Source organism: Streptomyces sp. NPDC031064 (assembly GCF_055570965.1).
This window is the reverse complement of record NZ_JBVIGF010000007.1, coordinates 439531-458621: the sequence shown is the minus strand read 5'-3', so window position 1 is coordinate 458621 and position 19091 is coordinate 439531. Positions and strand designations below refer to the sequence as shown.

Genomic DNA, 19091 nt, shown 5'->3' with positions numbered 1-19091 from the left:
AAGAGAGGAAGGGAGAAGAAAAGAGCAGAGCAGACACAACGCCCCCCCCCCCCCCCCCCCCCCCCCCCCCCCCCCCCCCCCCCCCCCCCCCCCCCCCCCCCCCGCCGTCGTTCACGGACTGTCGTTCACAACCCCCTGCGAGGCGCCGGCGGCAGCGCCGCCGGTACGTGGTGGTGACCGGTGTGCCGCCGCATGCCGACCTGCTGCCACCCCGTCGTATAGCCGCTGCTGTGCTGCGTCTGGTACGAACCGGTGCCGCCCGAGCCGAACGTGCCGAAGGCCTTGAACCCCAGGTCCTCCTCGCCACTGCGGTCGCCCGGCAACGTCCGGAACGACCTGAGGTACTCCGAGTACAGCGCGTCGTAGATCGGCGTGGCCGACTGGGTGGACAGTCCCTCGTGCGCGGAACGCATGGCGGGAATCTGCTGGTACGGCTGGCGGGATGGCTCGTATGCGTGCACGTATGTGCCAACGACCTCGCCGCCCTTCGGATGCGGCCCCGGGCCGGAATACGCCGGTCGCGGTACCGGTGTGACCGGCGGCCCGTACGCGAGCCGTGTGCCCGGGCGCGCGGCCGGGTCGTCCACGGCCCGGCCGTCCACCGCCCTGGCGTGCATCAGGTGCCGGCCAGCGGCATCGCCGCCGCCACCAGCCGGCCGTTCGCCGCCGCCTTCTCCAGGGCGTCACGCAGCAGGTCCTCGCGCGGCTGCTGGCCGATGGAGCCGACCGGGGCCGCGAAGACCAGCACCGTGTGCGACTTGTTCGCCGCGGCGCGCCAGCCCTCGGTGACCTGGAGCGGCTGGTGGGCCTGCCACCAGGCGACCGGGCTGCCGCCCCCCGTACCCGGCTGGAGGATGGCGTGCAACTGGCCCATGGCCAGCAGCACCGACCAGCCGCCGATCGGCGCGGGCTTCTGGTTCACGTCGGCGACCGGCAGGAAGCCCTGCTCCAGCAGCAGTGGCAGGAACTCGTCACCGCCGCCGGTCGACCCGGGCCGGGCGATGGGCGCCGTCGGCTCCACGACCAGCGCCGGGTGCAGTTCGTTGTCGATCAGTACGAGACCACTGGTGACGCCCAGGACGGCCTGGTCACCGGCGGCCACGGGCGCCGCGGGGGCCGCGGCGGCCACCGGGGCGGCCTGCGCCTCCGTACCGGTGATGGACCGGACGGCGCCCTGGAGCTGCTCCTCGGCGACCTTGACGACCTGGGAGGGGATGCAGGTGGCGTGGGCGAAGGCGAGGACGGCCGTCTCCTCGCCGACGAACAGCACGGTGCTGGTGCGCTCCTGCTCGGAGTCGCCCGGGGTGCGGCAGGAGGTGCAGTCGTAGCTGCCCGGGGCGTTCTCGCCGGCGAGCAGCCGGTCGGCCTCTTCATCGCCGATCTCGGCGCGTACGTCCTCGCTGACGTCGAGCATGCGGGGCACGGGTGGCTCCTCGGACTCGTTGCGTGCGATGCCGGGCGGATCCCGGCTCGTCTCATGAAGAGTTCAACGGGCGATCCTCCGCCGGAGTCACGGGTTGCCTCGCGCCTCGGCGCGTCGGCCGACCGGGTGGCGCCGCACGCCGCCCCCGCGCGGCGGCGGCGTGCGGCGCCATGACCATGCCTAGCGTGGGCCGATGCCGAAGATCCGCTTGTGGCCGGCCGTGGTGCCGGCCGTGTTGTTGCTCGTGCCGGGGGCGACGAACGCGGGCGCCGCACCGGCCGCGCCCGGCAGCCACCCGCCGCCGCCCGCGCCCGGTCCCAGGAGCGAAGCCGTACGCACCGCCGCCGGCTGCGCCGACGACCAGTGGCCGTGGGGCTGCGTGGCGGAGTGCGAGAGCGGCGGCCGCTGGAACCTCAACACGGGCAACGGCTACTACGGAGGGCTCCAGTTCAAGCAGTCCACCTGGGAGACGTACGGCGGCCTCACCCACGCCCCGCGCGCCGACCTGGCCACCCGGCGGCAGCAGATCACCGTCGCGGAGGAGGTGCTCCGCTGGCAGGGGTGGGCGGCCTGGCCCACCTGCTCCAGGAAGTACGGGCTCTCCGGCCGCGCCCACACCGTCCGGCCGAAGGACACGCTGACCTCCGTGGCGCGGCGGTTCAAGGTGCCGGGCGGCTGGAAGGCGCTGTACAAGGCCAACCAGAAGACCGTCGGGGCGGACCCGAACACGATCCGGCCGGGGACGATGCTGGCCCTCCCCGGCCTTAAGCCGGCCCCGAAGGGGGCCGCCGTTCCCCCGAAGGCTTCCCCGAAGGTTGCCCCGAAGAAGCTTCCCCCGAAGAACGGGAAGTGAATTCGGCCAGCTCGCCGCTGAACGACAGCGCGCCGCGCCGCAGTTCGTGGGCCAGGGTGCCGCGCGGCAGGCCGGCCGGCGGGCGCTGCTCGGCCAGCACGACCGCCGCGCCCCGGTCGGCGAGGCCGCACAGCAGCCCGTAGGTGCGGGCCGCGACGGCGGGCGACATGCCGAGGGCCGGCTCGTCGACGAGGAGGACACGCGCGGGCGTGAGCACGGCGCGGGAGAGCGCCAGCATCCGCTGCTCGCCGCCGGAGAGGGTGCCGGCGCGGCGGGGGAGCAGCGGGCGGAGCTCGGGGTACGCGTCGAGGGCGGGCGTGAGGTCCCGGCCCGGGGCGCCCAGCCGGAGGTTCTCGGTGACCGTGAGCGTGGCGTACACGGCGCGCCGGTCCGGTACGAAGCACAGGCCGCGGCGCGCCCGCCGGTGGGCGTGCAGCCGGGTCACGTCGGCGCCCCGCCACAGCACCCGTCCGGCGCTCAGCGGCACCGTACCGGCGAGGGCGCGCAGCACGGTCGTACGCCCCGAGCCGTTGCGGCCGAGGAGCACGGTGACGGTGCCGGGCGGAACGGGCAGGTCCACGCCGTGCAGGGCCTCCAGGGGGCCGTAGCGGACCCGGGCGGCGCGCAGCGCGATCTCGACGCTCATGACACGATCCGCCCCGCCTCCATGACGTGCACGGTGTGCGCGACGTCCGCGACCAGGTCGAGGTCGTGCTCGACGACCAGGACGGCCGTCCCGTCCGCCGCGAGGGCCTTGAGCACGCGCGCGAGGGCGGCCGTCTCGTCGGCGTCCAGCCCGGCGGCGGGCTCGTCGAGCAGCAGGGTGTGCGGCCGCCCCGCGAGGGCGCGGGCCACCTCGACGCGGCGGAGGGCGCCCGTGGACAGTCCGGCGGCGGGCAGGTGGCGGGCGCCGGTGAGGCCGAGCAGCCGCAGGGCCTGCTCGACGGCGTCCGGATCGTCCCGCACGCGTCCCCGCTCGCCGCCGACGCGGACGTTCTCCTCGACCGTCAGGGACGGGAAGACCGCCAGCTCCTGGAACGTCCGGGCGATCCCGAGCCGGGTGCGGGCGTGGGAGGGGCGCGCCGTGATGTCGGTCCCGTCGAGGCTGACTCGTCCGGAGGCGGGGCGGGCGGTGCCGGCCAGGCAGTGGAACAGGCTGCTCTTGCCCGCGCCGTTGGGCCCCACGAGGGCGGTGACCCTGCCGGGTTCGACGAGGAGGTCGACGCGGTCGAGGGCGGTGAACCCGTCGTAGCGGAGGGTGACTTCGCGGGCCTCCAGGCCACGGGTGGGCGCGGCGGGGGCGGTTGTGGGGCGGGCGGGGGTGGCCTTGGGCCGGTGCGGGTGCGCCCGGCCTTCGGCCGTGCGGCCGGGACGGCCGGGCGCGGGCCCTCCCGTGGGTGGCCCACCGCCGTCGGCGGCCGCGGGAGGGGGCGCCGCACGCGCGCGTGCCGGGGGACCGGGTGGGCGGGCCGCGCCCGGCAGCAGCGACGTCAGGGGCGGGACGCGGGCCGTGAAGGCGGCCAGGAGGCCGATCACCGCCGCCGCCGCGCCGCCCCGCGCGCCCGCGTCGAGGCCGACCAGGAGGACCGCGGCGACCAGCGGGCTCAGCAGGCTGTCGGCGCCCAGGACCAGGACCGCGGCGAACCACAGCAGGCCGCGCACCGGGTCGTACGCCTCCGGGTCGAAGGCCTGGACGCCCATGCCCAGCAGGCCGCCGCCCAGCGCCGCCAGGGCCGCGCCCGCGACGAAGGCCCAGACCTTCAGTGCGGGGACCGGCACGCCCGCCGCCTCCGCGCCCGCCTCGTGGTCGCGCAGCGCGGCCAGCGCCCGCCCCGTACGGCCCCGGCGCAGGGCGGCGACCAGGAGCAGCGCGAGAGCCAGGACCGCGAGCTCGACGGCGTAGTAGGCGCGGTCCGAGGCGAGGCCCGCCGGGCGCGACAGGGAGAGCCCCGCCGTGGCGTAGGGCTGCGCGAACACGAACCGGCTCACGGCCACGCCCACCGCCAGCGTCGCCAGCGCCAGGGCCAGGCCGTGGCGGCGGATCGCCGGCCAGCCGGTGAGCAGGCCGAGCGGGGCGACCAGCACGGCGGCCACCAGCAGCGCGGCGAGCTCCGGGAGGCGGGGCAGCCCCGGGAAGCGGCCCGCCGCCAGCAGCGCCGTGAAGAGGGCGCCCAGACCCGCGTACGCCGCCTGGCCCAGCGAGATCTGGCCGCCCCGGCCGGTGACCACGACGAGGGACAGCAGGACGACGGCGAGTGCCGGGACCTGTACCGCCGTCTGGAGGTCGCCGCCGGCGAACCCGAGCGGCAGCAGGAACAGTACGCCCGTCGCCCCCCACACCCCCGGTGGGACGCGCGCCCCCGCCGTCGACGTACGCGGCAGGGCGTCCCGCGCCCCCACGCCCGGCAGCACCAGCGCGGCGACCAGCAGGGCGACGACGAACAGGTTGGTGGCGACGGCCTGGACCAGCGGGCCCGCCCAGCCCATCGGGTGGAACCGGGTCAGTTGGGCCTGGGCGACCGCGACGACCAGCGCGGTCGCCACCGCCACCGGAAGGCTCCGCATCCGGGCCACCACCGCCACCGCGATCACCTCGACGACCAGCAGCGGCAGCCCGTACGGGTCGAGCCGCACGTACGGCGCCAGCAGCACGCCCGTCAGGCCGGCCGTGAACGCCCCGAACGCCCACCCCACCGCCGACACCCGGTCCGCGTCGATCCCGCCCAGCACCGCCAGCGCCCGGTTGTCCACCACCGCCCGCAGCTCCCGCCCCAGCTTCGTCCAGCGGGTCACCGCCCCCACCGCGCCGCCCACCAGCAGCACCGAGGCCAACTGCGCCCACGGGTCGTCACCCAGCAGCACCGGCGCGTCCGCCCGCGCCCCGCCGCCCCACACCAGCGCCGCGCCCCCGACGAGCAGGACGAACACGCCGATGGACGCCACCAGGGTCCGCGCCGGGTCCAGGTCGAGCACCGCCGCCGGCCGGAACACCGCCCGGTCCAGCACCAGCCCGATGCCGGGCGCCACCACCAGCAGGGTCAGGCACGCGGCGAGCGGCAACGGCCAGCCCCACTCCACCACCAGGTGTCGCAGCACGTACGCGCAAATCATGGCGATCGCGCCGTGCGCGAGGTTCAGCACGCCCGTCGCGCGGTAGGTGACGATCAGTCCGATGCCGGTCAGCGCCGCCGCGCTGCCCACCGCGAGCCCGGCCAGGACGAGTTCGTAGGTGAGGGACGACACGTCAGCTCTCGGGCTCGCACACCGGGCACGGGTCCAGTGCCGCGTCGCCGGCCGGCACCACGTCCGCCTTGCCCGCCACCAGCGGGCAGTCGGGGCGGTGCGCCAGCGTCCCGCCCGGTACCCGCACCGGCGGCGCGTCGGAGGACGGGCGGTCCGTCCCGGCCGGCGGCTCCTGCGGCCGGGCCCCGGGGCCGCGCGGGACCGGCGCCCCGCCCAGCAGGACCGCCCCCGCCACGATCAGCGCCGCGCCGGGCACCGTGCAGGAGGCCAGGTACGGGATCTGCCGTTCCGCGAAACGCTCGCCGGACACCCCGTACCAGCCCAGCACGCACAGCACCGCGCCGATGGTGGCGGCCACGATCCCGCCCCACCACAGCAGTCGCGATGTCGGCATCCCGGGCCTCCGCTGGCTCCGCTGGCGATATAGGGCGATTCCTTGCACTATGCCCAAGAAGGCCCAAAAAGGCACAGACCCCGGAACCCGGTGGTGAGCCAGATGGTCCACAAGAGTCTCCCCAAGCGCCCCCGCGCCGCGGCACTGGCCGCGGCAGCGGTCCTGGTCCTCGTACCGACCGCCGCCGCCTGCGGCGACGGCAACGGCAACGGCGAAGCGGAAAGGTCCCCGACCGCGACCGCGCAACAGAACCAGCCCGCCGACCCGGCCGCGGCACGAGCGCAGATCCAGAAGAACTGGACGGCCTTCTTCGACCCGAAGACCCCGGTCGACGAGAAGGTCAAGCTCCTCGAGAACGGCGACCGGATGCGGCCCGTCCTCCAGGCGTTCAGCGCCAACCCGCAGGCCGCGCAGACCTCCGTGAAGGTCAAGAACGTCGCCTTCACCTCCGCCACCCAGGCCGACGTCACCTACGACCTGCTCGTCGGAGGCAACCCGGCCCTGCCGGACTCCAAGGGCACCGCCGTGCACCAGCAGGACACCTGGAAGGTCTCCGTGAAGACGCTGTGCGCGCTGGTCAAGCTCAGCCCCGATGCGACAGCCGTGCCGGGCTGCTGAACGCCTGCTGCCGGCGGCGCTCCTGCTGCTCGGCCTGCTGCTGAGCGCCGCCTGTGGCAGCCGCCTTCCGGAGAGCGACTTCGAGCGCCGGCCCACCTCCCCTACGACCGGCGGCCGGGAACCGATCCGGATCGGCGTCATCACCGGAGCCACCAGCCCCGTCGGCGGCGGCGCCCTCACCGGCCCGCGCGACGGGGCGCTGGCGTACTTCGCCGCCCTCAACGCCCGCGGCGGCATCGACGGGCGCCGCGTGGACGCGATCACCTGTGACGACGGCGGCAGTGGCGTCGGCAACAACGAGTGCGTGCACGAGCTCGTCGACGAAAGACGGGTCTTCGCCCTGGTCGCCACCACCGCCCTCGACTACGCGGGCGCCGCGCGCGTGTCCCGGGCGGGCGTCCCCGACATCGGCGGCCAGCCGCTCGGCCCCGCGTACGACACCTACCCGCACCTGTACGGGATCTACGGCAGCTCCGCGCCCCGCACCGGCGGCGAGCCCGGCTGGAACGGCGTCCTGACCGGCGGCACCGAGGTCTACCGCTGGTTCAAGCGGGCACACGGCGCCCGCACGGCGGCCGTCGTCTCCTACAACCAGGCCGCCTCCGCGGCGTACGCCCGGCTGGTCGAGCGCGGCCTGGAGGCGGAGGGGTACCGGGTCGTCACCGAACAGGTCGACTTCGCCCTCCCCAACTACCGCGCCGTCGCCGCCGACCTCCGCGAACAGGGCGTCGACGTCGTCTTCGACGCCCTGGACACCCACGGCAACGCCCAGCTCTGCGCGGCGATGGACGCCGTCGGCGTGAACGTCACCGCCAAGGTCACCAACGTCCAGAACTGGAACCAGGCCGTCCGCCGCGACTTCGAGGACGCCCCGCGCTGCCGCAACGCCCTGTGGGTGACCGGCGCCAGCCGCAACCACGACGAGCGGGACCACCCCGCCGTACGGGAGTTCCGGGACGCGATGGAGGCGCACATGAAGGGCAAGCCGCTCTCCCAGTGGGCGCTGGAGGGCTGGGCGGCCGCCATGTGGTTCACCGACGCGGCGCGGGCCTGCGTCAAGGACCCGAGAACCGGCCTCACGCGCGCGTGCGTCGAACGGTTCATGAACCGCGCCGAGCCGTACACCGCCCGGGGCCTGCTGCTGCCCGTCGTCTTCGAACGGCTCCCCGAACCCCCGAAGACCCGTCACACCTGCCTGTCCGTCGCCCGCTGGCAGGACGGCCGGGGCTGGGTGACCCAGGGCGGCGACATGTACGACAACTGCGCCACCGTGCCCCAGCTCACCTACCGGCCCTGACCGGCCACGGGCCCTGACCGGCCGCACCCCGCAAAGCCAAGTACAGTCCACCCTTGACGACCACTCGACGGCCATCGGACCAGATCCATACCAGGGGGACGCGGCGACGCGATGCATATCTCTTTCCTGCTGCACAACGCGTACGGCATCGGCGGCACCATCCGTACGACGTTCAACCTCGCCCAGACCCTGGCCGAGCGGCACGACGTCGAGATCGTGTCCGTCTTCCGCCACCGCGAGGAGCCGACCCTCGGCGCCCCCGCCGGCGTGACGATGAAGCACCTGGTCGACCTGCGCAAGAACAGCCCCACGTACGACGGCACGCACCCCGACTACAAGAAGCCCGCCAAGGTCTTCCCGCGCGGCGACGGACGCTGGAAGCAGTACAGCCGCCTCACCGACGACCGGATCGCCGCGCACCTGAAGAACCTTCAGGCCGACGTCGTGGTCGGCACCCGCCCCGGCCTCAACGTCCACATCGCCCGCCAGGCCCGCCGGGGCCCCGTCCGCGTCGGCCAGGAGCACCTGACGCTGGACAGCCACGGCTACCGGCTGCGCCGGGAGATCGGCCACCGCTACGCCCTGCTCGACGCGATCACCACCGTCACCGAGGCCGACGCCCGCTCCTACCGGTCCAAGCTCAAGCTCCCCGGCGTACGCATCGACTCCGTGCCCAACAGCGTGCCCGCCCCGACCGTCGCGCCCGCCGACTCCACGGCCAAGTGGGTCGTCGCGGCCGGCCGGCTCACCCGCGTCAAGCGCTACGACCTGCTCGTCGAGGCGTTCGCGAAGGTGGTCGCCGCCCGCCCCGACTGGCGGCTGCGGATCTACGGCTCCGGCGACGCCACCGGCAACGAGCGCAACGCCCTGCGCGCCCTCATCGAGGCACGCGGGCTGCACAACCACGTCCTGCTGATGGGCACGGCCAACCCGCTGGAGCCCGAGTGGGTCAAGGGCTCCATCGCCGCCGTCACCTCCCGCCTCGAATCCTTCGGCATGACCATCGTCGAGGCGATGCGCTGCGGCCTGCCGGTCGTCTCCACCGACTGCCCGCACGGCCCCGGCGAGATCATCGAGGACGGCGTCGACGGGCGGCTGGTGCCGGTCGGTGACGTGGACGCCATCGCCGACGCGCTGCTCGCCCTCATCCAGGACGACGAGCTGCGGCGCCGCACCGGACAGGCCGCGCTCGCGGCGTCGCGGCGCTTCGACCCGGTCCGGATCGCCGAACGCCACGAGGCCCTCTTCACCGAGCTGGTCGCCCAGGGCGCGAACGGCCGCTCGCGCGGCCGGGCCCGCGACGCGCTCCACCGCACCCGTGGGGCGGTCCTCGACGCCGCGTACGCGGTGCGCTACAAGGCCGCCGATGTGCTCCGGAAGGGAAAGCCCGCATGAGCGACGCCACCACCCCGGCCCCCGTGCCCGGCGCGCCGCCCCGCGCGGACTGCGTCGCGGACTCCGCCGGCGGCATCACCTTCGACCTGGTGGTCGTCGAGGCCGCCCAGCCGGTGCTGGTACTGCGCAGGCGCGGCGGCTCCGGCGGCCCTTCCGACGAGACCCGGCTGCCGCTCACCCCGGCGAGCGAGGGCCACCTGCGCGCGGTGCTGCCGAGCACGATGGAGCTCGCCGAGGGCCGCTGGGACGTCTACCTCGACGAGCGGGCCGTGGAGCCGGGCATCCGGGACCTGCGGGCGCTCGTCGACCGGGTGCCGGACGAGGAGGGCGGGGTCGCCGTCCGCGTCCCGTACCCCACGGCGGACGGCCGGCTCGCCGTGCGGAGCTGGACGCGCATGCCGCACGCCGAGGCGGGCGACATCCACTTCGGCGAGGGCGCCTGCACCGTCGAGGGGACGCTGCACGGGGTGCGGCTCGGCGACGGCGCGGCGGCCGAGGCGCGGCTGGGCGGGAAGGTGCGCACGGTGCCGGCCGACGGCGAGAAGGGGGCGTTCTCCTTCACCCTCGCCTACGACACGCTCGCCGAGCCGCCGGTCGCGGCGGAGCAGCTCTGGGAGCTGTGGCTGCGGCCCGGGGCGGACGCCGAGCCGGTGCGGATCTCCCGCGTCCTGGACGACGTCTGGGACCGCAAGAACGTCTTCGTGTACCCGGTGCACCAGGGCGAGGGCTACAAGGCGGCGCCCTGCTACACGACCGACAACGACCTCTGCGTACGGATCACCGCCTGAGGCGATCGGGGACCGTACCTGTCCGCGACTGGTGGCAGACTCGCGCCCATGTTGGAGACCTCGGCACGACTGCTGCGCCTGCTGTCCCTGCTCCAGGCGCACCGCGACTGGTCCGGCGCCGAGCTCGCGCGGCGGCTGGGCGTCACCCCGCGCACGGTGCGGCGTGACGTCGACCGGCTGCGCGAGCTCGGCTACCCCGTCAACGCCAGCCCGGGCACGGGCGGCGGCTACCAGCTCGGCGCGGGCGCCGCGCTGCCCCCGCTGCTGCTGGACGACGACGAGGCGGTCGCGGTCGCCGTCGGGCTGCGCACCGCGGCGGGCAGCGGCATCGAGGGCGTCGGCGAGACGTCGGTGGGTGCGCTCGCCAAGCTGGAGCAGGTGCTGCCCGACCGGCTGCGGCGCCGCGTCAGCGCGCTGACCACCTTCACGGTGCCGATGCTGCGGGCGCCCGAGTCCCGGGTCGACCCGTCGGTGCTCACCGAGCTCGCGGCCGCCTGCCGGGACAGCGAGCGGCTGCGCTTCGAGTACCGCGACCACAGCGGCTCGGCAACCCGCCGCACGGTGGAGCCGCACCGCCTGGTGTGCACCGAGCGCCGCTGGTACCTGGTCGCCTGGGACGTGGACCGCTCCGACTGGCGTACGTTCCGGGCGGACCGGATCGTCCCCAGGCCGCCGCACGGGCCGCGCTTCCCGCCCCGTACGCCGCCCGCCGAGGACCTGGCGGCCTACGTCTCCGAGGGCGTGTCCACGACGGCGTACGCGGCGAAGGCCGTCGTCCGGCTCCATGTCCCGCTCGCGGAGGCCGCACGGGTGGTCGGGCCGCTGGACGGCGTCCTGGAGGCGGAGGGGGAGTCGACGTGCCTGCTGCGCACCGGCGCCGCCGGTCTCGACGTCCTGGTGATCCACGTCGTACTCATGGGTCTGGAGTTCGAGGTGGTGGAGCCGCGCGAGCTGGACGACCACATCCGGGTGGTCCGTGACCGCCTCTCGCGGGCCCTTGAGCGGTCCGCCCCGGCGCATCGGCACTGTGGCAATTCTGCGGGGAACGCGTGAATGCGCTGTGGCGTGCCCATTATCGTGACGATATGCCGAAGCGTTTTTCGGGGCTTGCGGGAATTCGCCCGTACGGCGGTTCGGAAAGGGACTCCCGCCCCGCCGGAATTCCGGCGGCGACGCTCGCCGGAGCGGCGTGGGAGTGCCCTCCGGGGGAAGAGCGCGTTACTGAACACATGTCGTGATCCTGTGACACAAGCGTGACCGCCGAGGTACGTGAGGATGGTGGGGCGATGCCCCCGGCCCGGCTTCCGTCACCGTGCGCGGCGGCCTACGGTGAAGGGCATGGCACCGATTCCCAGCTCCCCAAAGCAGCCCGACGACAGCCCCGAGTCGTACGTCGGCCTCGGCGAACGCGACGCGGAGCAGCGTGCCCGCTTCCGTGGCTGGACCACGGTGCGGTCACTGCCACCCGGCACGATCATCACCCTGGAGTTCGTCGCGGGCCGGATCAACTTCGAGGTCGACGACGCCACCGTCACCCGCTGCTGGGTCGGCTGACGCGTCCATACGGAACGGACAAGGGCCCCGGCTTGGCGAAGCCGGGGCCCTTGTCCCGTGTGCCGTGAACCCGTCCGTGGCGGCTCAGCCGCCCGTCACCGGCCGTGAGCGCGGCGGCCGGCGGCTGCCCGCCGGGGTGACGGGCGTCCGCTCCGAGCGCACCACCGCGTGCGGCCGAGGCTGCGTGAGCGTGGTCCTGACCGTCGCCGGACGGCCGACCCCGCCCGCGGCCGCCACCGGCTCGCGCACCGGCTCGTCATCCGCGCCCACCGGCCGCTGCTGGTATATCGCCGGCCGGGGCCCGCCCGCCGCGACGGGCAGCGACGGCGCCTGGCGCCGACGGGCCCGCACCTGCTCGCGCACCGAGAAGATCAGGCCCTCGGCGCGGGCGATCAGCGGCTCGCACCAGGGCAGCCCGAGCAGGATCAGCAGTCCGGCCGCCCAGCCCAGCAGCACATCGCTCAGCCAGTGCGTACCGAGGTAGACGGTGGTCAGGCCGACGCCCAGGGCCACCACGGCGGACAGGGCCGACAGGTAGCGCCTGGCCCGGGGCGTGGTGGCGAGATAGGCGAGGATGCCCCAGGTCACCACGGCGTTGGCGGTATGTCCGGAAGGAAATATATCGCCGCCCGCGAACAGCTCGGCCGAGCCGATCTGCGTCGCGTAGTGGGGGCCGAGCCGGCCCAGACCGAGTTTGACCGCGCCCACCGTGACGTTCAGCAGCAGCAGGGCGGCGCCCAGCACCAGCAGCGGGCGGAGCGTGTGCTGCCGCCAGGAGCGCCAGCCGAGCCAGGCCGCCACCATCACGGCCGTGGGGCCGCGCTGGCCCAGCACCACGAAGTAGTCCAGCGTCGCGTGCAGCTCCGGCCACTGCTGATAGGGCCGGAAGAGCATGACCTTCCAGTCGAGGGTCACCAGCCACGACGAGACGAGCACGGCCACCACGATGGCGAGGTAGAACGCCGACGTCCCGCCGAAGAGGGCGAGACGGGTGCGGCTCATCCGCGGGATCTCAATCTTCGGCGGTTCCGGCTCCCGGTCCAGACGGGCAAAGATGTCGGTACGCACCCAATCGACGTTACAGGGAGTGAGTGTCGGCCCACGCCCATCCGCTCTCTTCGTGATGACGATGTGATGTGGAGTGTGTCTCAGTCGGATGTTTATTCCGTGCTTATCCATAAACCTCGGGGGCCGAGACCCCGATAACCACGGGGCCATTGGTCGGAAGTGTGTTTGCGTGCCACGGGAAATGGCCGGGGCGGACCGGGGCCCTCGATTTCCTCCCTCCCGCCGCCGGCCGTCTCCCCCTGGTACGCGGCCCGGCCCCACCCCTGACGGGCCGACCGGAGTGGCGTACGCCACACCCGCGCGTCTGCCCCCGTGAGAGGTGGACCACGCGCCACCGGCCCGGACTCGCGTACGCTGGCGGCTCACTCGCCCATCGATGCCGGGCCCCCGGAAGTCGTCCCCCTCCGGCCGGTGCCCACCGAGCGCGAGGGTTCATCCGTGGTCTGTGGGAGGTTCGTACATGTCCGTGACGACCACGGCCGGAGCACGGCTGCGTGCCACCGGCGGCGGTGCCAACCGCTGGGTCGTCCTCGTCGTCCTCTGCGTCAGCCTGCTGCTGGTCGCGCTCGACGCCACCGTCCTCCACGTCGCCGTCCCCGCCGTCACCGAGGACCTGCGCCCGAGCTCGACGGCGCTGCTGTGGATCGTCGACGCCTACCCCCTGGTCTGCGCCTCGCTGCTGATCCTCTTCGGCACGCTCGGCGACCGGATCGGGCGGCGCCGGGTCCTGCTGGGGGGTTACGGGCTGTTCGGCGTGGCCTCGGCGGTCGCCGCCTTCGCCGACACGCCGTCCGTGCTGATCGCCGCCCGCGCGCTGCTCGGCGTCGGCGGCGCGATGATCATGCCCGCCACCCTGTCGATCCTCCGCGCGGTCTTCCCCGACCGCCGCGAACGCGCCACGGCGATCGGCATCTGGACGGCCGTCGCCGCCGTCGGCGCCGCCACCGGGCCCGTCCTCGGCGGCTTCCTGGTCGAGCACTTCTGGTGGGGCTCGGTCTTCCTCATAAACATCCCCCTGATGGCCCTGATCCTGCCGCTGGGCCGCTGGCTGCTCCCCGAGTCCAAGGGCAGCGGCGACGGCCCCTGGGACGTGCTCGGCGCGCTCATGGCGGCGGCCGGTGTGCTGGGCGTGGTCCTCGGCGTCAAGCGGGCCGGCGCCGGCGGCCCGGTGCTGAGCGTGGAGACGGCCGGGCCGCTGCTGCTCGGCGCGGCCCTGCTGGTGCTCTTCGTACGGCGGCAGAGGAGCCGCGCGCACCCGCTGATCGACATGCGGATGTTCGCCCGGGCGGCCTTCACCACCTCCGTCGGCTGCATCGTCCTCGCCATGCTGGCGCTGGTCGGCCTGGAGCTGATCGCCGTCCAGTACCTCCAGCTCGTCCTGGGCCTGAGCCCCGTCGAGACCGGGCTGCGGCTGCTGCCGCTCACCTTCGCCGCCATGGCCGCCGGCGCCACCGGCTCGTACACGCTGCGGCGCGTCGGCCCGCGCCGGATGGTCGGCTGGGGCTTCGTGCTCACCGCCGGGGCCGTCCTGCTGCTGGTCCTGATGGGCCAGCACGACCGGCCGCTGCTGCTGACGATCGGCTTCGTGCTCCTCGGCTTCGGGCTCCAGACCACGCTGTTCGGGGCGTACGAGTCGATGCTGAGCGAGGCCCCGGCGCACAGCGCGGGCGGCGCCGCCGCGATCGGCGAGACCTCCTACCAGCTCGGTGCCGGAATGGGCATCGCCCTGCTCGGCAGCGTCATGAACGCCGCGTACGCGCCCGGCCTCGCGCACGTGCCGGGCGTGCCCGCGTCCGCCGGTTCGGCCGCCGCCAACTCGCTGGGCGAGGCCTACCAGGTCGCGGCCGGCCTGGGCGGCCCGGCGGGCGAGGCGCTGCGCACGGCCGCGCGGCACGCGTTCGTGCACGGCCTGCACGTCACGCTGGTCGTCAGTGCGGGGCTGCTGCTGCTCGGCGCGCTCATGGCGGTGCGGCTGCCGCGCGTGATGGAGTGCCAGCCGGACCTGGACGCCCGGCTGGGTGCCGCGGACTCCTGGCCGGAGGCGGAGGCGGAGGCCACCGGCACGGGCACGGGCACGGGCACCGCCACCGGAACGGGCACCGGCACCGGCTCCGGCACCGAGGGGGCTCCCGTGGCCCATGTGCCCGCGCGGCGCGAGCCGGTGGAGTCGGCCAGGGCGGGGCGTTCGACGCGCTGAGCGCGGGTGCCGCCGCGCGGTGGGGCACACTGCGGTGTGGCGCCCGCCGCCGGGTCTGGACGTGCGGCGGAGCCGCGTCGTAACGTCGGCGCCGCAGCGTAACTAACACCGCTAGTTTTAGTGGCCGCCCGGAGGTCCCGCATGTCCGCACCCGAGAAGCAGCCCGCGAAGCTCCCGCCGTTCGACGCCGGTGACCCCCTGGGCGTCGACGACCTCCTCGGCCCCGAGGACCTCGCCGTCCGCGACACCGTCCGCGCCTGGGCCGCCGACCGGGTCCTGCCCCACATCGCCGACTGGTACGAGAAGGGCGAGCTGCCCGGCATCCGGGAACTGGCCCGCGAACTCGGCTCGATCGGCGCCCTCGGCATGTCCCTGGAGGGCTACGGCTGCGCGGGCGCCACCGCCGTCCAGTACGGGCTGGCCTGCCTGGAGCTGGAGGCCGCCGACTCCGGCATCCGCTCCCTGGTCTCCGTCCAGGGCTCGCTCGCCATGTACGCGATCCACAGGTTCGGCTCCGAGGAGCAGAAGCAGCGCTGGCTGCCGTCCATGGCGGCGGGCGAGACCATCGGCTGCTTCGGCCTCACCGAGCCGGACATCGGCTCCGACCCGGCCGCGATGCGGACGTACGCCAAGAAGGACGGCACCGACTGGGTGCTCAACGGCCGCAAGATGTGGATCACCAACGGCTCGGTCGCCGGCGTCGCCGTCGTGTGGGCGCAAACGGACGAAGGCATCCGGGGCTTCGCCGTCCCGACGGATACCCCCGGGTTCTCGGCGCCCGAGATCAAGCACAAGTGGTCGCTGCGCGCCAGCGTCACCAGCGAGCTGGTCATGGACGACGTACGGCTGCCGGCCGACGCCGTGCTGCCCCGGGTCACCGGACTGAAGGGCCCGCTGAGCTGCCTGAGCCACGCCCGGTACGGAATCGTCTGGGGCGCCATGGGCGCCGCGCGCTCGTCGTTCGAGGCGGCGCTCCAGTACGCGAGGACGCGCGAGCAGTTCGGCAAGCCCATCGGCGGCTTCCAGCTCACCCAGGCCAAGCTCGCCGACATGGCGCTGGAGCTGCACAAGGGCATCCTGCTCGCCCACCACCTCGGGCGGCGGCTCGACGCCGGAAGGCTCCGCCCCGAGCAGGTCAGCTTCGGCAAGCTCAACAACGTACGGGAGGCGATCGAGATCTGCCGCACCTCGCGGACGATCCTCGGCGCCAACGGGATCTCGCTCGAATACCCCGTCATGCGGCACGCCACCAACCTGGAGTCGGTGCTCACCTACGAGGGCACCGTCGAGATGCACCAGCTCGTGCTGGGCAAGGCGCTCACCGGCCTCGACGCGTTCCGGTAAGCGGCCTCGCCCGCTAGCTCTGGTTGAAGAACCCGTCCTGGGTGTGCGTCCCGGGCTCCCCGTTGACGATCTGCGTGTCCGCGGGCGTCAGCAGGAAGACCCGGGTCGCCACGCGCTCGATCGAGCCGCGCAGTCCGAAGGTCAGGCCGGCCGCGAAGTCGACCACGCGCTTGGCGTCGGCGGGCTCCATGGCCGTGAGGTTCATGATGACCGGGACCCCGTCCCGGAAGAGCTCGCCGATGCTCCGGGCGTCCCGGAACCCGTCCGGGGACACCGTGGCGATCCGGCGGCCCTCCTCCTGGGCGGCCTCGGAGGCGACGCGCACCCGCGGGTCGGTCACCCAGGCGTCGCTGCTGCGGTCACCCTCGGCGTACTCGTCGTCGTAGTAGCGCTCGTCGTTGTCCTCGACGAGGCCGAGCCATGCACTCGCCTTGCGCACCGATCCCATGGACGCCTCCTTTCGCGCGGTCACTTGTGGTTCCGCTATCCCTATGGTCGTCCATCATGCGGATCGCGCGCCAAGTGGACAGTCGCCGCGCGAGCGATTCGTGACGGTACTGGTGCAGAAGATGTGGCGATTCGTCAAGGTTCCACGGGCGTACGGGCCCTGAGAAGGGGCCTGCGTAACTCAAATATGAAATTCGGGCCGTACGGGTGAGCGTGCGGACGTACGGGTGAACGAACCGGCTCGGTACGATGCCCGCCGCGCACGTACGCACCACCCACGGGGGAGCACCATGTTCGGAATCGTCCGGCCCTGCACGCACCGGCTCACAGACGGGCTGAAGACCGAGTGGATGGCCCATCTGTGCGGGCTCTGCCTGGCACTTCGGGCCGACCACGGGCAGTTCGCCAGGGTCGCCACCAACTACGACGGCCTCATCGTCTCTGTCCTGACGGAGGCTCAGGCCGAGCGCACCGCCGGGGCACGGCGCACGGCGGGGCCCTGCCCGCTGCGCGCCATGCGGACGGCGCCCGTCGCCCGGGGCGAGGGCGCACGGCTCGCCGCCGCCGTCTCGCTGGTGCTGGCCTCGGCGAAGGTACGGGACCATGTCGCCGACCGGGACGGGCTGCTGGCCCGCAAGCCGGTGGCCGCCGCCGCGCGCCGGGTCGCCGTCAACTGGGACCGGGCGGGCGCCCGGACCGGGCGCGAGCTGGGCTTCGACACCGCCGTCCTGGTCGACGCGGTGGACCGGCAGACCGGCATCGAGGCGCTGGCCGGGCCGGGCACGCCCCTGCTCACGATCACCGAGCCGACCGAGACGGCCACCGCCGCCGCCTTCGCGCACACCGCCGTCCTGGCCGGCAAGCCGCAGAACGTGGCGCCCCTCGCCGAGGCGGGCCGGCTCTTCGGGCGGCTCGCGCACCTGCTGGACGCCGTGGAGGACCAGGCAACTGACGCCGTGTCGGGTGCGTGGAACCCGCTCACCGTGACCGGTACCCCGCTCGCCGAGGCGCGGCGGCTCGCGGACGACGCGCTGCACGGAATACGGCTCGCCCTGCGCGACGCGGAATTCGTGGACGACACGCTGCTGCACGTGCTGCTCGCGCACGAACTGCGCAGGTCGGTGGACCGGGCGTTCGGCACGGCGACGTGCTCGCACCAGGGGTACGGCACGCCGCAGCAGCCGTACCAGGGTGGCCAGGGCCCGTACGGCGCCTCGAACCCCTACGGCGCGTCGAACCCGTACGGCGGGCAGAACCCGTACGGCGGGCAGCCCGGCGCCCCCGGCGGCGCGTACCCCGGCGGCCCGGGCGGGTACGGCGGCGGTCACGGGCATGGTGGTCCCGGCGGACCCGGCGGCTTCGGTGGCGGGATGCCGCCCGGCCCCGGCGGCCCCGGCGGTGGGCCGTCCCGGCCCAAGCCCCGTGGCTTCTGGGCCGGCTGCGCGGCGTTCACCTGGCTCTTCTGCACCTGCCAGATCTGCTGCGCCAAGGAGTACGAGGGCCCCTGGTCCCGCAAGAAGCGCGAGGGCTGCTGCCGCGACTGCGACTGCAACCCCGGAGGCTGCGACTGCTGCTGCCCCTGCGACGGCTGCTGACGGACCGTAAGGTTGCCGCATGAGCAGCGAACCCCAAGCGGACTGGCGGCGCTGGCACGACCGGCGCGTCGCCTCCGTATCGGCCCCCTACGGCCCGCTCTCCCTCACCGGCACGTACTGGCTCTCCGACTACCCGGAGGGGCGAATTCCGGCCGTCCCGGGAACCTGGCGGGAAGCCGGCGACCACGTGCTGCTGAGCGCCTCCGCGGCCGACGGCATCACCGTCGACGGCACGCCCCTGACCGGCGACGTCCGGCTGACCGCCGACCACACCCCGATCGAGCGGGCACGGGTCGCGGCGGGGGAGCGGCGGCTGGTCGTGCTGCGCCGCGAAGGGCTCTGGGCGGTCCGGGACTTCGACCCGGCCGCCCCGGCGCGGCGCGCGTTCACCGGCATCGAGGCCACCCCGTATGACGAGCGCTGGGTGGTGCCGGGAACCTACCGGCCGTACGCCACCGAGCGCAGCGTACGCGTCGAGAACGCCGACGGGCGCGAGCGCGGGCTCGGCCTCTCGGGGGAGGTCGCCTTCACGCTCCAGGGCGCCGAGCACACCCTCAAGGCCGCGGTGGAGGACGACGGCTCGCTCTGGGCCGTCTTCGCCGACGCGACCAGCGGCAAGGACACCTACCGCTTCCGCTTCCTGCGGCCCGCCGCCCCGGGTGCCGACGGGCGGGTGACCGTCGACTTCAACCGGGCGCTGCTGCCGCCGTGCGCCTTCGCCGAGCACTTCATCTGCCCGTTCCCGCCGCCCGGCAACACCCTCCCGGTCCCGGTCCCGGCGGGGGAGCGGAACGTGATGAGCGGCTGACACGTCACAGGGACGGAGCCCGACGGGCTGGGCAGGGCCGCCGGGCGCCTTTCCCTGCCCGCGCCCG

Annotated in this window: 18 protein-coding genes; 11 read left to right on the top strand and 7 right to left on the bottom strand. The window is 74.3% G+C overall.

What is annotated here, in order from left to right; translation table 11 throughout:
• Positions 1 to 125: 125 nt before the first annotated feature.
• Together ACZ46W_RS26475 and ACZ46W_RS26470 are read right to left on the bottom strand one after the other, a co-directional pair.
• A complete protein-coding gene (locus tag ACZ46W_RS26475) occupies positions 126 to 413 on the bottom strand; it encodes a hypothetical protein (RefSeq protein WP_468342220.1) in 288 nt (95 codons plus the stop codon).
• 203 nt (positions 414 to 616) lie between these two features.
• Positions 617 to 1423, bottom strand: a complete 807-nt coding sequence (locus tag ACZ46W_RS26470) for a hypothetical protein (protein ID WP_468342217.1) — start codon at positions 1421 to 1423, stop codon at positions 617 to 619.
• 193 nt (positions 1424 to 1616) lie between these two features.
• On the opposite strand from ACZ46W_RS26470, the gene ACZ46W_RS26465 reads away from it, so the two are divergent.
• Entirely contained in the window at positions 1617 to 2276 is a 660-nt protein-coding gene (locus ACZ46W_RS26465; protein ID WP_468342214.1) for a LysM peptidoglycan-binding domain-containing protein, read from the top strand.
• Here the strand turns inward: ACZ46W_RS26465 and ACZ46W_RS26460 are convergent.
• From ACZ46W_RS26460 to ACZ46W_RS26450, 3 genes are read right to left on the bottom strand one after another with little or no spacing between them, the layout of a single operon-like run.
• Complete coding sequence (locus ACZ46W_RS26460; RefSeq protein WP_468342211.1) at positions 2188 to 2922, bottom strand: ATP-binding cassette domain-containing protein; 735 nt, start codon at positions 2920 to 2922, stop codon at positions 2188 to 2190. The two genes, ACZ46W_RS26465 and ACZ46W_RS26460, sit on opposite strands and share 89 nt — an antisense overlap.
• The gene (locus ACZ46W_RS26455) at positions 2919 to 5519 is read right to left on the bottom strand and encodes an ABC transporter permease subunit (RefSeq protein WP_468342208.1); all 2601 of its coding nucleotides are present in this window, start codon (positions 5517 to 5519) and stop codon (positions 2919 to 2921) included. Before ACZ46W_RS26455 ends, ACZ46W_RS26460 begins: the two co-directional genes overlap by 4 nt.
• A gap of 1 nt (position 5520) precedes the next feature.
• Positions 5521 to 5913 (bottom strand): hypothetical protein, encoded by a 393-nt coding sequence (locus ACZ46W_RS26450; RefSeq protein WP_468342205.1) that lies wholly within the window; start codon positions 5911 to 5913, stop codon positions 5521 to 5523.
• 102 nt (positions 5914 to 6015) lie between these two features.
• Between ACZ46W_RS26450 and ACZ46W_RS26445 the strand changes: the two genes are divergently transcribed.
• The 6 genes from ACZ46W_RS26445 (at position 6016) to ACZ46W_RS26420 (ending at position 11565) form a co-directional block, all read left to right on the top strand.
• Entirely contained in the window at positions 6016 to 6531 is a 516-nt protein-coding gene (locus ACZ46W_RS26445) for an MTB12 C-terminal domain-containing protein (protein WP_468342202.1), read from the top strand.
• Entirely contained in the window at positions 6506 to 7828 is a 1323-nt protein-coding gene (locus ACZ46W_RS26440) for an ABC transporter substrate-binding protein (RefSeq protein ID WP_468342201.1), read from the top strand. The genes ACZ46W_RS26445 and ACZ46W_RS26440 overlap by 26 nt, the downstream gene beginning before the upstream one ends.
• 111 nt (positions 7829 to 7939) lie before the next feature.
• A complete protein-coding gene (locus tag ACZ46W_RS26435) occupies positions 7940 to 9223 on the top strand; it encodes a glycosyltransferase family 4 protein (protein WP_468342198.1) in 1284 nt (427 codons plus the stop codon).
• Positions 9220 to 10011: a hypothetical protein gene (locus tag ACZ46W_RS26430; protein WP_468342196.1), complete on the top strand. Its 792-nt coding sequence runs from the start codon at positions 9220 to 9222 to the stop codon at positions 10009 to 10011. The genes ACZ46W_RS26435 and ACZ46W_RS26430 overlap by 4 nt, the downstream gene beginning before the upstream one ends.
• Before the next feature lie 48 nt (positions 10012 to 10059).
• Positions 10060 to 11064 carry a helix-turn-helix transcriptional regulator gene (locus ACZ46W_RS26425; RefSeq protein WP_468342192.1) on the top strand — a complete coding sequence of 335 codons (1005 nt, stop codon included), beginning with the start codon at positions 10060 to 10062 and terminating at the stop codon, positions 11062 to 11064.
• 285 nt (positions 11065 to 11349) lie between these two features.
• On the top strand, positions 11350 to 11565 hold the full coding sequence (locus ACZ46W_RS26420) for an I78 family peptidase inhibitor (protein WP_468342190.1): 216 nt from the start codon (positions 11350 to 11352) through the stop codon (positions 11563 to 11565).
• A gap of 84 nt (positions 11566 to 11649) precedes the next feature.
• Here ACZ46W_RS26420 and ACZ46W_RS26415 read toward each other — a convergent pair whose 3' ends face one another.
• Entirely contained in the window at positions 11650 to 12633 is a 984-nt protein-coding gene (locus tag ACZ46W_RS26415) for a phosphatase PAP2 family protein (RefSeq protein ID WP_468342187.1), read from the bottom strand.
• A gap of 460 nt (positions 12634 to 13093) precedes the next feature.
• On the opposite strand from ACZ46W_RS26415, the gene ACZ46W_RS26410 reads away from it, so the two are divergent.
• Together ACZ46W_RS26410 and ACZ46W_RS26405 are read left to right on the top strand one after the other, a co-directional pair.
• Complete coding sequence (locus ACZ46W_RS26410) at positions 13094 to 14830, top strand: MFS transporter (protein ID WP_468342184.1); 1737 nt, start codon at positions 13094 to 13096, stop codon at positions 14828 to 14830.
• 141 nt (positions 14831 to 14971) lie between these two features.
• Entirely contained in the window at positions 14972 to 16174 is a 1203-nt protein-coding gene (locus ACZ46W_RS26405; protein WP_468342181.1) for an acyl-CoA dehydrogenase family protein, read from the top strand.
• Between the two features lie 13 nt (positions 16175 to 16187).
• On the opposite strand, the gene ACZ46W_RS26400 is transcribed toward ACZ46W_RS26405, so the two are convergent.
• Positions 16188 to 16622 (bottom strand): cell division protein SepF, encoded by a 435-nt coding sequence (locus ACZ46W_RS26400; RefSeq protein WP_468342178.1) that lies wholly within the window; start codon positions 16620 to 16622, stop codon positions 16188 to 16190.
• Positions 16623 to 16911: 289 nt separating this feature from the next.
• Here ACZ46W_RS26400 and ACZ46W_RS26395 point away from each other — a divergent pair, with 289 nt between their 5' ends.
• Positions 16912 to 18216 (top strand): DUF5685 family protein, encoded by a 1305-nt coding sequence (locus ACZ46W_RS26395; protein WP_468342175.1) that lies wholly within the window; start codon positions 16912 to 16914, stop codon positions 18214 to 18216.
• Positions 18217 to 18235: 19 nt separating this feature from the next.
• Positions 18236 to 19024 carry a DUF1684 domain-containing protein gene (locus tag ACZ46W_RS26390; protein WP_468342172.1) on the top strand — a complete coding sequence of 263 codons (789 nt, stop codon included), beginning with the start codon at positions 18236 to 18238 and terminating at the stop codon, positions 19022 to 19024.
• Positions 19025 to 19091: the final 67 nt, after the last annotated feature.